Source organism: Streptomyces sp. CBMA152 (assembly GCF_014596475.1).
Lineage (GTDB): Bacteria > Actinomycetota > Actinomycetes > Streptomycetales > Streptomycetaceae > Streptomyces.
Window position 1 is genome coordinate 285,706 of the sequence record NZ_MECJ01000033.1, and the last position, 14,808, is coordinate 300,513.

General features: G+C 72.1%; 13 protein-coding genes. 8 read left to right on the plus strand and 5 right to left on the minus strand.

The window, feature by feature from the left end:
- Positions 1-2: 2 nt before the first annotated feature.
- The 3 genes from BG418_RS34355 to BG418_RS34365 form a co-directional block, all read right to left on the minus strand.
- Positions 3-1,283 carry an NAD(P)/FAD-dependent oxidoreductase gene (locus BG418_RS34355; protein ID WP_188277971.1) on the minus strand — a complete coding sequence of 427 codons (1,281 nt, stop codon included), beginning with the start codon at positions 1,281-1,283 and terminating at the stop codon, positions 3-5.
- Positions 1,284-1,436: 153 nt separating this feature from the next.
- Positions 1,437-2,738 (minus strand): deoxyguanosinetriphosphate triphosphohydrolase, encoded by a 1,302-nt coding sequence (locus BG418_RS34360; protein WP_188277972.1) that lies wholly within the window; start codon positions 2,736-2,738, stop codon positions 1,437-1,439.
- Between the two features lie 45 nt (positions 2,739-2,783).
- A complete protein-coding gene (locus BG418_RS34365) occupies positions 2,784-3,704 on the minus strand; it encodes a sirohydrochlorin chelatase (protein ID WP_188277973.1) in 921 nt (306 codons plus the stop codon).
- A gap of 186 nt (positions 3,705-3,890) precedes the next feature.
- On the opposite strand from BG418_RS34365, the gene BG418_RS34370 reads away from it, so the two are divergent.
- On the plus strand, positions 3,891-4,574 hold the full coding sequence (locus BG418_RS34370) for a vancomycin high temperature exclusion protein (protein ID WP_188277974.1): 684 nt from the start codon (positions 3,891-3,893) through the stop codon (positions 4,572-4,574).
- A 6-nt stretch (positions 4,575-4,580) separates the two neighbouring features.
- Here BG418_RS34370 and BG418_RS34375 read toward each other — a convergent pair whose 3' ends face one another.
- The gene (locus BG418_RS34375; protein WP_317453855.1) at positions 4,581-5,027 is read right to left on the minus strand and encodes a gamma-glutamylcyclotransferase family protein; all 447 of its coding nucleotides are present in this window, start codon (positions 5,025-5,027) and stop codon (positions 4,581-4,583) included.
- Between the two features lie 210 nt (positions 5,028-5,237).
- Between BG418_RS34375 and BG418_RS34380 the strand changes: the two genes are divergently transcribed.
- The 3 genes from BG418_RS34380 to BG418_RS34390 all read left to right on the plus strand — a co-directional run bounded on the left by BG418_RS34380 (position 5,238) and on the right by BG418_RS34390 (position 9,133).
- Entirely contained in the window at positions 5,238-5,924 is a 687-nt protein-coding gene (locus tag BG418_RS34380) for a hypothetical protein (protein ID WP_188277976.1), read from the plus strand.
- Positions 5,921-7,216 (plus strand): HAMP domain-containing sensor histidine kinase, encoded by a 1,296-nt coding sequence (locus BG418_RS34385; protein ID WP_317453856.1) that lies wholly within the window; start codon positions 5,921-5,923, stop codon positions 7,214-7,216. Before BG418_RS34380 ends, BG418_RS34385 begins: the two co-directional genes overlap by 4 nt.
- Positions 7,217-7,492: 276 nt before the next feature.
- Positions 7,493-9,133, plus strand: a complete 1,641-nt coding sequence (locus tag BG418_RS34390) for a M4 family metallopeptidase (protein WP_188277977.1) — start codon at positions 7,493-7,495, stop codon at positions 9,131-9,133.
- A 34-nt stretch (positions 9,134-9,167) separates the two neighbouring features.
- On the opposite strand, the gene BG418_RS34395 is transcribed toward BG418_RS34390, so the two are convergent.
- Positions 9,168-9,788 (minus strand): NADPH-dependent FMN reductase, encoded by a 621-nt coding sequence (locus BG418_RS34395; RefSeq protein ID WP_188277978.1) that lies wholly within the window; start codon positions 9,786-9,788, stop codon positions 9,168-9,170.
- A gap of 57 nt (positions 9,789-9,845) precedes the next feature.
- Here BG418_RS34395 and BG418_RS34400 point away from each other — a divergent pair, with 57 nt between their 5' ends.
- The 4 genes from BG418_RS34400 to nirB all read left to right on the plus strand — a co-directional run bounded on the left by BG418_RS34400 (position 9,846) and on the right by nirB (position 14,805).
- Positions 9,846-10,625: an aminotransferase class IV family protein gene (locus BG418_RS34400; RefSeq protein WP_188277979.1), complete on the plus strand. Its 780-nt coding sequence runs from the start codon at positions 9,846-9,848 to the stop codon at positions 10,623-10,625.
- Between the two features lie 128 nt (positions 10,626-10,753).
- On the plus strand, positions 10,754-11,341 hold the full coding sequence (locus BG418_RS34405; protein WP_188277980.1) for a hypothetical protein: 588 nt from the start codon (positions 10,754-10,756) through the stop codon (positions 11,339-11,341).
- Positions 11,342-11,347: 6 nt separating this feature from the next.
- Positions 11,348-12,046: a class F sortase gene (locus tag BG418_RS34410; RefSeq protein ID WP_188277981.1), complete on the plus strand. Its 699-nt coding sequence runs from the start codon at positions 11,348-11,350 to the stop codon at positions 12,044-12,046.
- A gap of 248 nt (positions 12,047-12,294) precedes the next feature.
- The gene (gene nirB / locus BG418_RS34415; protein WP_188277982.1) at positions 12,295-14,805 is read left to right on the plus strand and encodes a nitrite reductase large subunit NirB; all 2,511 of its coding nucleotides are present in this window, start codon (positions 12,295-12,297) and stop codon (positions 14,803-14,805) included.
- Positions 14,806-14,808: the final 3 nt, after the last annotated feature.

Here is a 14,808-nt window from a genome sequence, read left to right on the forward strand (position 1 = left end):
ACTCAGGGCGCCTCCGGTGCGAGGTCCTCCAGGGGCGTGGAGGGGTCCGAGAGGCGGTCGGGGTCGACCTGGACGCCCTTGCTGCCGGCCCGGATCAGCCGCTGGATGGGACCTGTGACGTCCCACACATTCACGTTCATCCCGGCCAGCACCCGCCGTTCCTTCAGCCAGAACGCGATGAACTCGCGCTTGCCCGCGTCGCCCCGGAGCACCACCTGGTCGTAACTGCCGGGCGGCGCCCAGCCCGAGTACTCCAGGCCCAGGTCGTACTGGTCGGAGAAGAAGTACGGGATCCGGTCGTACGAGACCTCCTGGCCCAGCATCGCGCGCGCGGCGGCCGGGCCGCCGTTGAGGGCGTTGGCCCAGTGCTCGACGCGCAGCCGGGCGTCCAGCAGCGGGTGGTGGGAGGCCGCCACGTCGCCCGCGGCGAAGATGTCGGGGTCGGAGGTGCGCAAGGTGGCGTCGACGGCGACGCCGCCGCCGTCGGCGCGGTCGACGAGGGCGAGCCCGGCGTTCTCGGCGAGCGCGGTGCGCGGGGCCGCGCCGATCGCGGCCAGCACGTCGTGCGCCGGGTGCTCCTCGCCGTCGTCGGTGCGGGCCGCGAGCACCATGCCGTCCTGGCCGATGATCTCGGTGAGCCTGGCGCCGAAGTGGAAGCGCACCCCGTGCTCGGCGTGCAGCTCCGTGAAGATCTGGCCGAGCTCGGGGCCGATGACCTGGTGCAGCGGGGTCTGCTCGGGCTCGACGACAGTGACCTCGGCGCCGTAGCCGCGCGCGGCGGCCGCGACCTCCAGGCCGATCCAGCCGGCGCCCGCGATGACGAGGTGGCCGTTGTCGCGGCCGAGCGCCTTCAGGACATGGCGCAGCCGCTCGGAGTGGGCGAGGCGGCGCAGGTGGTGGACGCCCGCGAGGCCGGTGCCGGGGATGTCGAGGCGGCGGGGCTCGGAGCCGGTGGCGAGCAGCAGCTTGTCGTAGCCGATGAGGGTGCCGTCCCCCAGACGTACGGTCTTGGCGTCGCGGTCGATGGCGGTGACGGTCTGGCCGAGGTGCAGCTCCACGTCGTTCTGCGCGTACCAGGCGGGCTCGTGGACGAAGACGCTGTCGCGCTCCTCCTTGCCGGAGAGGAACCCCTTGGACAGGGGAGGCCGTTCGTACGGGTGCTCCCGCTCGTCGCCGATGAGGATCACCCGGCCGTTGAACCCCTCCGCGCGAAGGGTCTCGGCGGCCTTGGCCCCGGCCAGTCCTCCACCGACAATGACAAATGTCCGGTCTGCGTCGACCACTTGATGCCTCCTCGTTGCTCGACCGCCATCTGCGAGCGTCCCGCACGGAGCGTGATGGGGGAAGAGGGCTTGCTCCGTTGGGGGCGCCGAGTGGCCGGGCTTCATCGGTGCGACAGACGCCCGCTCGGTGTCCGTCGATGCCTCATGGATACGTCATCGGTGACGCGCTGTGAGTCTGGAGTGCAGGGACAGCGCGGCCGCGTCGGTCAAGGACGCGATCTGGTCGACGATGACCCGTTTGCGAGCGCGGTCGTCGCCCGCGGCCGCGAACAGCGCGCGGAACTGCGGGTCCAGGCCGTCCGCCGGGGCGCGCGCGGTGAGCGCTTCGGCCAGTTCGGCCAGAATCACGCGCTGGTCGGCGCGCAGCCGCTCCTGTTCGTCGCGCTGCATCACATAGCGGTCGGCCACCGCCTTCAGGACCGCGCACTCGTTGCGGGTCGCGCGCGGCACGACCAGTTCCGCCCCGTACCGGCTGAGCCGGCCCGAGCCCCAGCGCCCCCGGGTGGCGCCCTCGGCGGCCAGGCAGAACCGGCCGATCAGCTGGCTGGTGGCGTCCTTGAGCCGGGCCTGGGCGACCGCCGAGCCGTCGTACCCGTGCGGCCACCACTCCTCGCCGATCAAGCGGTCGAGCGCGTCGGCGAGCTCCTGCGGATCGGTGTCGTCCGGCACATAGCGCCCGATGGCGACGCGCCAGATGTCCGCGCGCTCCGGCTCGGAGAAGAGCAGGTTGGGGTCGATGTGCCCGGCGTGCAGCCCGTCCTCGAAGTCGTGGACCGAGTACGCCACGTCGTCCGACCAGTCCATGACCTGGGCCTCGAAGCACTTGCGGTACGGCTCGGCGCCCTGGCGCACCCAGTCGAAGACCGGCAGGTCGTCCTCGTACACCCCGAACTTCACGGACTGCGGGTCGGTGGGGTGGGCGCCGCGCGACCAGGGGTACTTGGTGGCCGCGTCCAGGGCGGCGCGCGTCAGGTTGAGGCCGACGCTGACGGGCTCGCCGCCGCGCTCGCCGCGTACGAACCGCTTGGGCTCCAGGCGGGTCAGCAGGCGCAGCGACTGCGCGTTGCCCTCGAAGCCGCCGCAGTCCTTGGCGAAGTCGTTGAGCGCCTGCTCGCCGTTGTGCCCGAAGGGCGGGTGGCCCATGTCGTGCGAGAGGCAGGCGGCCTCGACCAGGTCGGGGTCGCAGCCAAGGGCCGCGCCGAGCTCGCGGCCGACCTGGGCGCACTCCAGCGAGTGCGTGAGGCGCGTGCGCGGGCTCGCGTCCCACAGCTGCCCGGTCACGCCGGGCGTGACGACCTGCGTCTTGCCCGCGAGGCGGCGCAGCGCACCGGAGTGGAGCACCCGCGCGCGGTCGCGCTGGAAGGCGGTGCGGCCTGGCCGTTTGTCCGGCTCGGCGGCCCACCGCTCGACGTCGGACGGGTCGTATCCCGGGTGATGTCCTGCGATGCCTTCCATGCACCGACAGTAAACGGAACCACTGACAAGCGGGGTTCTGCGGGATCAAGCTGTGGCGAGTTCGCGCCGCAGCGCGCCGAAGGGGGCGGCGGCGAGCGCCTGGTCGTAGCGGTGCACGATCAGTCGCGCGACGGCCGGGTGCGCGCCGAGCGGGGCCGCCGCGACCCCGCGCGCGTAGCCGGCGCACTGGGTCGCGAACCGGCCGGGCGCGGTGAAGTACGAGGCGATGGCGGTCCGGTGGCGGCCGCGCGCGGCGAGCGCGCGCAGCGCGTCGGGGACGGTGGGCGCGGCGGCCGAGGCGTACGCGGGGATCACCGGCACCCCGCCGAGGCGTTCGCTCAGCATCTCGGCGGCGCGGCGGGTGTCGGCGGCCGACTCGGGGTCGCGCGACCCGGCCCCGGCGAGCACCACTCCACCGCTGCGACGCGCGCGTGGATCGTCCTGCCACCCGGCCTCGACCAGCCGCTCGTACAGCGTCTCGACCAGGAGCGGATGCGGGCCGAGCGGCTTGGCGGTGCGGGCCCGCAGCCTCGGCGCGGCCGCGACGGCGGCGGGAATGTCCTGTTTGACATGGAAACCGCGGCTGAGAAGCAGCGGTACGAGGACAGCGCTGCCCGCGCCGAGCGCGGCGAGCGTGTCGGGCAGCGCGGGCTCGTCGATCTCGATGTGGCCCAGGCGTACGTCGAGTCCGGGGCGCAGCTCGCGGACCAGGTCGAGCAGCGCGGTCACGGTCCGCAGCGCCCGGGGGTCGCGACTGCCGTGCGCGACGGCGACCAGGGTGGGCCGGGTCGCGTCGGGTATGTCGGTCGGGGGCATCGGCTTGCGGCTTCCGTTCAGTCGGACGTGGCTGAGCTGGCTGCCCAGTTGGACGGTGATACGGGTGAGGAGCTCGGCCGTGCTGTCGAGCGGCAGCGAGCGGCGGGCGGGCAGGGGCTGCGTGTGCGTCTCCGTCTCCAACTCCGTCATGGACCGATCCTGCCGGGCCCACATTGCCACGCCGTTGCGCGACGGTGACGAGTGTTTTCCGCCGCCTCACGAAACACCTGGCAGACCGGGGAAACACGGCCGGAGAACCGTTTCGGCCCTCCCCCGCGTCCGAGCACTCGGACCAGTGATCGAACCGGTTGAACCAGTCGACCCAGGGGGACCCTCATGCGCCTGCCGCGCTTTCGCGTACGGATCCGGCTGCCGCGCACCCGCACGGGGCAGCGCCGTCTCGTGCAGGGCGTCGCCGCCGCCTGTGTCCTCGCGCTGACCCCCGCGGCCTGGATGTTCGTGGCGGCCGACGGCAAGGTCGGGACGGTCGCGCAGGCGCCCGCGTCCGGGGTCGCGGTGGTGTTCGGGGCCGGGCTGTGGAAGGGCGAGCCGTCGCCGTACCTCGCGCACCGGCTTGACGCGGCGATCGAGCTGTACCGGGACCACAAGGTCAAGGCCGTCCTCGTGACCGGCGACAACGGGCGGGTCGAGTACGACGAGCCCGACGCCATGCGCGCCTACCTCGTGAAACACGGCGTCCCCGACCAGCAGGTGGTCAGCGACTTCGCGGGTTTCGACACCTATGACTCGTGCGTACGGGCCCGGAAGATCTTCGGGGTGCGCCGGGCCGTGCTGGTCAGCCAGGGCTTCCACATCCGCCGGGCGGTCGCGCTGTGCGAGAGCGCCGGAATCGACTCGTACGGGGTCGCGGTCGACGCCGTACACGACGTGACCTGGTACTACGGCACCACCCGCGAGGTGTTCGCGGCGGGCAAGGCGGCCTTCGACGCGACCTTCGAGCCGGACCCGACCTTCCTCGGCCCGAAGGAGACCGGGGTGGCGCGGGCGCTCGCGCGGTGACGCGGCTCAGACCCGCTCGCCGGGCGGGCTGCGGCGGGCCGTGACCCAGTCGCCGCCGGGGATCGGCGTGCCCTCGGCCAGCAGCCGCCGGGCCAGCGCGGGCGCGGCCAGATATACCCAGGCGCGGGCGGTCCCGCCGCCCGGCAGCTCGACGCTCCGGCTCACCCGGTCGTACATGTTCCGAGGGTCGTCCGGCCCGTAGCACTCCTCCAACTGGTCGAGTACGAGGAGGACTTGGGCGTACGCGTCGGGGCTCGGGGTGATCAGCGCGCCGGTCACCACACCGTTGCCCGCCATCGCGTACGGATAGCCGGGCCCCTCGTAGAGCACCGCCCCCGGCAGCCGCGCGGGCACCTCGGCGGCGGTGCGGCCGCGCAGCAAGCGGACGTAGTAGCGCTCGCCGGGCCGCAGCGTGCCGTACACGAAGAAGGGCAGCGGTTCTGCCGTGGTCACGGGCACTCTCCCTCGGGGCGCGGGGCACGGAACGGGGAACAAAAGGGCACTCCGGCCTGGCCGAAAGTCCCTGATCCGACGGTTGGGGCCGCGCCTACGCACAGCTGTTACATACCGTCCCGGCTTCCGTGATGAAGCGGTCCTACCGTCGATTGTCGCGGCCGGTGCACCCGGCCGGTCCCCCGCCCCCTGCCACCAGGCCGCCTCGCCATGATCCAGAGTCTCCGCGCCACCGCGGTCGCCGCTGTCGCGGCCGCCGCAGTCGTCGCGCTCGCCGTGAGCGGGTGCGGCGCGCCCACCGGGCTCAGCGACGGCGGGGCCGCGCCGCCCGTGGCCGCGCAGCCGACGCCGAAGCCGCTCTGGCCCGACTGGTCCGACGCCTCCCCCAAGCGGCCGGGCGCCGCCGACGCGGCGGGCAGCCAGCCGCCGCCGGAGCCGCTGGCCGACGGTCCCGAGGTGCCGAAGGAGGGCCTTGCGGCGGTCGATCCGGACGACGTCGTACGGGCCGACCCGCGCACCAAACAGTTCGGCAAGCTGGAGAAGATCGAGCACCCGGGGCGGCCCGGTATGCGCCCGCCGGTCCTGCGCGATCTCACCGACGACGGCTCGCCCGAGCTGATCCTCTCGGCCGACGTGGAGAGCGGCCGCACGGTGATGGTGGTGTACACGGCCCGTGACGGGAAGGTCGTCCCCATCCTCTACACGGTGGGCAAGCGGCTCGCGGTCGAGACCGTCGGGACGGACCTGGTGGTGCGCACCGCCTCGGACGACGGCGCCGAACAGGCCGTCCGCTACCGCTGGGACGGCGCCCGGCTGTCCTCTGTGAGCGACATCAAGACGTACAAGAACGACGACGCGGACGGCGACGACAGAGCCGCGAAGGAGGCCGGGCCGTGACGCCGCCCACGCGCGCGTGGGGCTTCGCACGCGAGGCGCTGCGGCGGCTGCGGGCCGTTCCGCAGGGGCTGAGCCTGCGCTGGAAGATCGCGATGGTGCTGGCGGGCGGCTGCGCGCTGGTCGCGGTCACCATCGGCGCGCTGATGCACGAGGCGCGGGCGGCACAACTGGTCACGACGGTACGGGAGTCGGCGACCATGCAGCTCGCGCGGGTGCGCCAGGTGTACGAGCTGACGGGGCAGGTCGACCGCAGCGACATCGACGCGGCCGTCGACGACCGGCGGCTGCCCGTCGAGCTGCGGCAGTCGGCGCTGGCGGGGCGCCGCAGCACCTTCGTCGACCTGGACGGCCCGGACCCGGCCGTCTGGGCCGCGCGGCCGATCGGCGACCAGGTGCTGTCGGTGCGGCGGCCGCTGGTGGCCGAGCGGGCGGAGCTGCGGGAGTTCGACCGTGAGCTGATCTGCTGGGGCGCACTCGTGGTGGCCCTTGCCGCGCTCGGCGGGGCCGGGCTCGCCAGTCGGCTCAGCCGCGAGCTGCGGACGGCCGCGGCGATCGCGCGGCGTATCTCGCGGGGTGAACTCGACGCGCGGATCGGTCAGTCGGCGGCGCCCTCCGGGCGCAACGAGGTGGCGGAGCTGGCGTGCGCGGTCGACACGATGGCCGCGTCGTTGCAGAGCCGCCTGGAGGCCGAACAGCGGTTCACCGCTGATGTGGCGCATGAGTTGCGTACGCCGCTGACGGGGCTGCATACGGCGGCCGAGCTGTTGCCGCCGTCCCGGCCGACCGAGTTGGTACGGGACCGGGTCGCCGCGTTGCGGACGCTGACCGAGGATCTGCTGGAGGTTGCCCGTCTGGACGCTCGGGCGGAGCATCCGGATCTTGAAGTGCGGTCGCTGGCGCCGCTGATGGAGGGGATTCTGCGGCGGTGCGGGTTTGCCGGCGAGTTGGCCGAGGGTGATGGTGGGGGAGCTCTGGTTCGTACCGACCCTCGGCGGCTTGAGCGGATTGTGGCCAATCTGGTCGCCAACGCGCGGCGGCACGGCGCGGAGCCTGTCGAGGTCACGGTGTCCGGTACGGCTGTGACCGTTCGGGATCACGGGGTGGGGTTTCCTGAGCGGGTGTTGCGGGATGGGCCCTCTCGGTTTGTCACCGGGGCGATGTCTCGTGGGCAGGGGACGGGACTTGGGCTCACCATTGCCCTTGGGCAGGCTGAGGTTATTGGGGCGCGGGTTGCGTTGCGGAACGCGGCGTCTGGTGGGGCGGTAGCCACTGTGGTGTTGCCTGAAGCTTGAGTTTCGGGTGCGGGTTGTGGGGGCTTGTCGCGCAGTTCCCCGCGCCCCTTAATCCGCTGGTCGACCGTTCGCGCGGGTACTGAGTGCCGCTTGGTCGCGCCCACGCGGCGGAGCCGCACAATGTCACAGCCTCGCGCCCCTAAAAGCCAACTGCCGCTGGCCGACCGCCCAGTGCGGCAGGTCTCGCGGTATAGACAGTCCGCTGTCATGTTCACCTAAAATCTGAGGTGGCATCAGATCCTCCGAGCCAACCCCCCATGGAACCCGAGGAGCCCGATGAGACCTACACGGAACGCATCGCGCCTCACCACCGCCGGGATAGCCGTCGCGGCCGGTGCCATGATCGCCGCCGCGCTCAGCCCCGCTTCCGCCGCCGCCCACCCCACACCGTCCCGGGACGTCGCCGTTCGCGACGGTGACCGGGCCGTCGCCGCGCACGCGGTCGCGCTCGCCGTGACCGCCGCGCAGGGCATGTCCGTACGGGACGTCGTCATCGACCCCGACGGCAGTCGGCATGTGCGCTACGACCGTACGTATCGTCAACTGCCCGTGCTGGGCGGCGACTTCGTCGTCCATCTCTCCCCCACCGGCGCCTATCGCGGCGCCGACCGGGCCGTCGCGGGCGATCTGGCCGTGCCCACCATCACGCCCGCGCTCCCCGCGCCCCGCGCCGCCGATCTGGCGGGCGCCGAGCTGCGCGCCGCGCACAAGGGCGTCTCCCTCAAGCAGCTCACGGCCAAGCCGCAGCTCGTCGTCGACGCGCTGCACGGCGCGCCCCGGCTGGCCTGGAAGACGCAGACCACCGCACGCGACTCGCTGGGCAACCCGGTCGCGCGCGTGGTGCTCACCGACGCCCGTACCGGCACGACGATCGACGCCTGGGACTCCATCGAGACCGTCACCGGCGACGGCCAGTCGCTGTACAGCGGCACGGTCGCCCTGGAGACCACCCAGTCCGGGTCCTCGTACCAGCTCACGGACCCGACACGCGGCAACACGTACACCGGTGACGCGCAGAACCAGACCGACTTCTGCTTCTTCGGCATCTGCTTCTGGCGGGCGCCCGCCACCCTCTTCACCGACACCGACAACCACTGGGGCAACGGCACCAACTCCGACCGCGCCTCGGCCGCCGTCGACGCCCAGTACGGCACCAACACCACCTGGGACTACTACAAGAACGTCCACGGGAGGAGTGGGATCGGCGGCGACGGCAAGGGCTCGTACAACCGCGTCCACTACGGCAGCAACTACAACAACGCCTTCTGGGACGACAGTTGCTTCTGCATGACGTACGGCGACGGCGACGGCACCACGTTCGGGCCGCTCGTCGCGCTCGACGTGGCCGGGCACGAGATGACGCACGGCGTCACCGCCAAGACCGCGGCCCTGACGTACTCCGGTGAGTCCGGCGGGCTCAACGAGGCGACCAGCGACATCATGGGCACCATGGTCGAGTGGTACGCCAACAACGCCTCCGACCAGGGCGACTATCTCATCGGCGAGAAGATCGTGAAGCCCGGCTTCGGCAAGGCCGCGCTGCGCTTCATGGACAAGCCCTCCACGGACGGCAACTCGGCGGACTGCTGGAGCTCCGGCGTCGGCAACCTGGACGTGCACTACTCGTCCGGCGTCGCCAACCACTTCGCGTATCTGCTCTCCGAGGGCAGCGGCGCCAAGGTGATCAACGGCGTCAGCTACAACAGCCCCACCTGCAACAACTCCACGGTCTCCGGCATCGGCCACGACAAGGTCGGCAAGATCTGGTACCGGGCCCTGACCGTCTACATGACGTCCTCCACCAACTACGCGGCCGCCCGCACGGCGACCCTGAACGCGGCGAAGGACCTGTACGGCAGCGGCAGCGCGGAGCAGAACACGGTCGCCGCGGCCTGGTCGGCGGTCTCCGTCGGCTGACCCGCGCCACCGGACCCGTCCGTACGCCAGGGGCTCAACCGGCGTACGGGCGGGTCCTCCTGGCGTCCCGCAGCGTCCGGCCCCACCAGCCCAGCTGGTCGAGCAGCCGCTTGACGGCCGACTCCGCCTCGGTGGGCTCGACGGGTTCGCCGTCCGGCCCGAAGCGGTCCGGGGCCTGGTGGAAGCTGACCGTGTCGCGGACCGTGACCGCGTGCAGCTCGGCGAAGACCTGCCGCAGATGCTCGACGGCCCGCAGGCCGCCCGACATCCCGCCGTACGAGACGAAGCCGACCGGCTTGGCCTGCCACTGCGTGTAGTGCCAGTCGATCAGGTTCTTGACCGAGGCGGGGAAGGAGTGGTTGTACTCGGGTGTGAGGACGATGAAGGCGTCCGCCTCGGCGAGCTTCGGCGTGACGCTGTCCAGGACCGCGCGTACCGGCGGCGTCGGTGCGTACGAGATCGACGTGGGCAGGGCGACCTCGGCCAGGTCGATCAGCTCGACCTCGAAGTCGTCGCGCTCGCACAGCCGGGCCAGCAGCCAGTCCCCGACGACCGGGCCGAACCGGCCCTCACGGTTGGATCCGACGACGACGGCGAGCTTGAGCGGGACGGCATGGGTGATGGGCTCCACGCGGGGAGCGGTGGTGATGTCCATGTCGGGGAGCGTCACATCTCAAGCTAACTTGAGGTCAAGCCGCACTACGGTGGCCCCATGAGCGATGCGTATGCCGAGATCAACGGCCGTCCCGCCGACGCCGACACCCTCCGGATCCCCGCCCTGACCGGCAACTACGGCCACTTCAGCGCGATGCAGGTGCGCGGCGGCCGGGTGCGCGGGCTCGCGCTGCACCTGGCCCGGCTCGACGCCGCCACCCGCGAGATCTTCGGCCCCGGCCTCGACGGCGAGCGGGTGCGCACCCTGGTCCGCCAGGCCCTGAAGGCGTCCGGCGCCGAGGACGCCTCGACGCGCGTCTACGTATACGGGCCCGACGACGACCCGACCGTGATGGTGACCGTACGACCGCCGCAGGATCTCTCCCCGGAGCCGCAGCGGCTCCTGTCCGTCCCGTACGAGCGGCCCGCCGCCCATCTCAAGCACCTCGGCGGCTTCGGCCAGCTCTACTTCGGCAAGAAGGCCGTCCACCAGGGCTACACCGACGCGCTGCTGACCGGGCCCGGCGGCGAGATCGCCGAGGGTTCGGTCACCAACATCGCGTTCTGGGACGGGAGTTCGGTGGTGTGGCCGGACCGGCCGTCGCTGCTCGGCATCACCATGGCGCTGGTCGAGGCGCGGCTGCCGCAGTACGGGACGCCGACCGTCCGGCGACCGGTCACGCTCGACGGCCTCGGCGCGTACCGGGCCGCCTTCGTCACCAACTCGCAGGGCATCGCGCCGGTGGCCTGCATCGACGACCACGAGTTCACGGTGGACGCCGAGCTGATGGAGACGGTGTGGCGGCTGTACGCGGAGGTCCCCTGGGACGAGATCTGAGGAGTCGGGAACGCGGCCGGGCGAATGGGTGACGGGCTCACTCGTTCGCCCCCTGCCAAGGGGCGGCCGTCCGCGTGGGCCACTTACCTCGAAGGGAGAAGCACGGCACCCCGCTCCCCGGAGGACCCATGCGTACTGCCCGCCTGCTGACCGGTTCCGCGCTCGCGGCCGCCCTGCTCGGCCTGGGCGGCGCACCCGCGTACGCCAACAACGACTTCGGCGGCGGTGGTGTGGAGGTCTTTCCGGCGACGGCCGCGCCGGGCACGACCGTCACCGTGAACACCACTGCGTGCGGCCACGACGGCCATGCGACCGGGGACGCGAAAGCGGTCGGCGACGGAGAGTTCCACCTCAGCGTCTCCACCCACAAGGAAGTGCTCGCCGGTCAGTTCATGGTGCCCCACCACGCCAAGCCGGGGACCTTCGAGATCAGCGTGACCTGCGACAACGGCAAATCCGCTCGGGGTGATCTGACGATCGCCCACGGCGGCGAGAGCGATCGCGGCGGCGAGCGCTTCGACCACGGGGAGCACGCGGAGCACGGCGAGCACGCCGAGCACAGCGAGCCGAAGGGCCATGTGAAGTCCGGCGTCGGCGGCAGCGTGATCTCCAACCGGACCGAGATCGCGGCCGGGGCGGCCGTGCTCGCGGTGGCCACCGTCACCGGCGGACTGCTGCTGCGCCGCCGGGCGGGCGCTCCCGACCGCCGGAACTGACCGCCGGTGTCGGCCCAGTCGGCGGAGTCGGTACGGGCCGCCCAGGCAGCGCGGCGGCGCAACGGCTGGCTGGTCGGCATCGCGGTGTGCGTCGGGGTGTGGCTGGTGCGCCAGGGCACGGAGGCGGCTCAGCCGCCGCAGCCGTCGCGCGCGGAGTCGTTCACGGAGTCGGTGGCCGGCTCGCCCCACGCGCGCGTGGGCTCCGGTGACGCGCACACCGGCGGCGCGCTCGCGGGTGACGCGCTGGCGCCCTCCGAACCCGTACGTATCCGGATTCCGGCGATCCGCGTCGACGCGCCGGTGCTGCCGCTGGGCCTCGCCGGGGATGGGAGTCTGGCCGTACCGCCGCCGGGGCGGTCGGACTCCGCCGGGTGGTACAAGGACGGCACGGCGCCGGGGGCCGTCGGTACGGCCGTGATGGCCGGGCACGTGGACGACGCGCGCGGGCCCGCCGTCTTCTACGCGCTCGGTGTGCTGAAGAAGGGCGCCCGTGTGGAGGTGGTTCGGCGGGATCGGCGTACGGCCGTGTTCACCGTCGACGCGGTGGAAGTGTTTGGGAATGATGGCTTCCCGAACCGGCGTGTGTACGGGGCCGTCGGCCGACCTGAGCTGCGGGTGATCACCTGCGGTGGGGGGTTCAGCGAGGCGTCTGGGTACCGGGGGAACGTGGTGGTGTTCGCGCATCTCACCGGCACGGTTCTTTGAGGCGCGGGAAGTAGCGGGAGTATTCGGGTGCGGACCGTGCTGGGCTGGTCGCGCAGTTCCCCGCGCCCCTAAAGGGGCGCGAGCCCCTCCCCCTCCTGAGCAGCCTCACCACCCCTCCCCCACCCCGCTGAGCAGGCCGTTGCTCGCGGGAAACGGGGCAGATGCGGTCGGGAAACAGCCGGCGACCACGCTGATGGCATCGCCAGCGGCCACCGTGCCCTGTTCACCCACGACGGAGGGTCCTGCCCATGACCACGGAACCCGGCCGCACGATCCTCGTCGTCGGCCACGGCATGGTCGGCCAGCGCTTCCTCGAAGCTCTCGCCGACAACGGCGTCACCGCCGACGCGCGCGTGGTGGTGCTCGGCGAGGAGCCCCGCGCGGCGTACGACCGGGTCCACCTCACCTCGTACTTCTCGGGCACCACACCCGATGAACTGTCCATGGTGGAAGAGGGGTTCATCGAGCGCCACGGCATCGAGCTGCTGCTCGGCGACCCGGCGGAGCGCGTCGACCGGGCGGCGCGGACCGTCACCACGCGCGCGGGGCGCTCCTTCGCGTACGACGTCCTGGTGCTCGCCACCGGCTCGTACCCCTTTGTGCCGCCGGTCCCCGGCAAGGATCTGACCGGCTGTTTCGTCTACCGCACGATCGAGGACCTGCTGGCCATCGAGGCGTACGCGAGGACGGCGACGACCGGTGCGGTGGTGGGCGGCGGGCTGCTCGGTCTGGAGGCGGCGGGCGCGCTGAAGGGGCTCGGACTGACCACGCACATCGTGGAGTTCGCGCCCCGGCTGATGCCCGCGCAGGTGGACGACGGCGGCGGCGCGGCGCTGTTGCGCACCATCGAGAACATGGGCCTCTCCGTCCACACGGGCGTCGGCACCCAGGAGGTCACCGGGGAGGGCGCCGTCGACGGCATGCTGCTCTCCGACGGCTCGCGCCTCGCCACCGACCTGGTCGTCTTCTCGGCCGGGGTGCGCCCGCGCGACCAGCTGGCCCGCGCGTGCGGGCTGCCGGTCGGCGAGCGCGGCGGCATCGTCGTCGACGAGCACTGCCGCACCGAGGACCCGGCCGTCTTCGCGATCGGCGAGTGCGCGCTGACCAGCGACGGCAAGGTGTACGGCCTGGTCGCGCCCGGATACGAGATGGCGGTGACGGCCGCCGAGGCGATCGCGGGCGGCCTGGAGAAGTCCTTCACCGGCGCCGACATGTCGACCAAGCTGAAGCTGCTCGGCGTGGACGTGGCCTCGTTCGGCGACGCGCACGGCGCCACCGACGGCAGCCTCGACGTCGTCTACACCGACGCCCGCTCGGGCATCTACAAGAAGCTGGTCGTCTCCCCCGACGGCACCCTGCTCGGCGGCGTCCTGGTGGGCGACGCCGAGATGTACGGCACGCTGCGCCCGCTCACCGGCCACATCCCGCCGATACCGGCCGAGCAGCTGGTCCTGCCCGCCGGCCTCGGCGCACCCGTCGCACTCGGGCCGGAGGCGCTGCCCGACGACGCGGTGATCTGCTCCTGCCACAACGTCACCAAGGGCGCGGTCACCCCGCTCTCCTCGCTGCCCGAGGTCAAGAAGTGCACCAGGGCCGGTACGGGCTGCGGCAGTTGCGTGAAGACCCTGGAGAAACTGCTGCCGAAGACCGGCGACGGCGGTCTGTGCGACTGCTTCGCCAAGACCCGCCAGGAGCTGTACGAGATCGCGCTCGCGCTGCGCGTCACGTCGTACGAGGCACTGCTCGACGACCACGGACGCGAGTCGGCCCGGGGCGGCGACGGGTGCGAGATCTGCAAGCCGGCGGTCGCCTCGATCCTGGCGAGCCTGGGCAACGGCCACATCCTCGACGGCGGGCAGGCCGCGCTCCAGGACACCAACGACCACTTCCTCGCCAACATCCAGCGCAACGGCTCGTACTCCATCGTGCCGCGCATCCCGGGCGGCGAGATCACCCCCGAGAAGCTGATCGTCATCGGCGAGGTCGCCCGCGACCACGGCCTCTACACGAAGATCACCGGCGGCCAGCGCATCGACCTGTTCGGCGCCCGCGTCGACCAACTTCCGCAGATCTGGGCGAAGTTGGTGGCGGCGGGCTTCGAGTCCGGCCACGCGTACGGCAAGTCCCTGCGTACGGTGAAGTCCTGCGTCGGCCGGACCTGGTGCCGCTACGGCGTGCAGGACTCGGTGAAGATGGCGATCCAGCTGGAGCTGCGCTACCGGGGTCTGCGCTCCCCGCACAAGCTGAAGTCGGCGGTCTCGGGCTGCGCGCGCGAGTGCGCGGAGGCCCAGTCGAAGGACTTCGGCGTGATCGCCACCGCCAACGGCTGGAACCTGTACGTGGGCGGCAACGGCGGTGCGACCCCGCGCCACGCGGACCTGCTGGCCCAGGACCTCTCGGACGCCGAACTGGTCCGCCTCATCGACCGGTTCCTGATGTTCTACATCCGCACCGCCGACCGCCTGGAGCGCACCTCGGTGTGGCTGGAGCGGATCGAGGGCGGCCTGAAGCACGTCGAGGACGTGGTGGTGCACGACTCCCTCGGCATCTGCGACGAGCTGGAGGCGCTGATGGCCACCCATGTCGACGACTACCGCGACGAGTGGGCCGAGACGATCGAGGACCCCGAGCGCCTGGCCCGCTTCGTCTCCTTCGTCAACGCGCCCGGCACCCCCGACCCCACGGTCCGGTTCGTGCCGGAGCGCGGCCAGATCAAGCCCGAACTGCCCGTACTGACCCTGGAGGTGGCGGCGCGATGACCG

What these genes read in the sequence shown, in the direction of transcription:
- BG418_RS34370 (WP_188277974.1), top strand. Translation starts at nt 3,891, where the DNA reads ATGCGCCTGCCGCGCTTTCGCGTACGGATCCGGCTGCCGCGCACCCGC.
- BG418_RS34405 (WP_188277980.1), top strand. Translation starts at nt 10,754, where the DNA reads ATGCGTACTGCCCGCCTGCTGACCGGTTCCGCGCTCGCGGCCGCCCTG.
- BG418_RS34395 (WP_188277978.1), bottom strand. Translation starts at nt 9,788, where the DNA reads ATGGACATCACCACCGCTCCCCGCGTGGAGCCCATCACCCATGCCGTC.
- BG418_RS34400 (WP_188277979.1), top strand. Translation starts at nt 9,846, where the DNA reads ATGAGCGATGCGTATGCCGAGATCAACGGCCGTCCCGCCGACGCCGAC.
- BG418_RS34360 (WP_188277972.1), bottom strand. Translation starts at nt 2,738, where the DNA reads ATGGAAGGCATCGCAGGACATCACCCGGGATACGACCCGTCCGACGTC.
- BG418_RS34380 (WP_188277976.1), top strand. Translation starts at nt 5,238, where the DNA reads ATGATCCAGAGTCTCCGCGCCACCGCGGTCGCCGCTGTCGCGGCCGCC.
- BG418_RS34390 (WP_188277977.1), top strand. Translation starts at nt 7,493, where the DNA reads ATGAGACCTACACGGAACGCATCGCGCCTCACCACCGCCGGGATAGCC.
- BG418_RS34365 (WP_188277973.1), bottom strand. Translation starts at nt 3,704, where the DNA reads ATGACGGAGTTGGAGACGGAGACGCACACGCAGCCCCTGCCCGCCCGC.
- nirB (WP_188277982.1), top strand. Translation starts at nt 12,295, where the DNA reads ATGACCACGGAACCCGGCCGCACGATCCTCGTCGTCGGCCACGGCATG.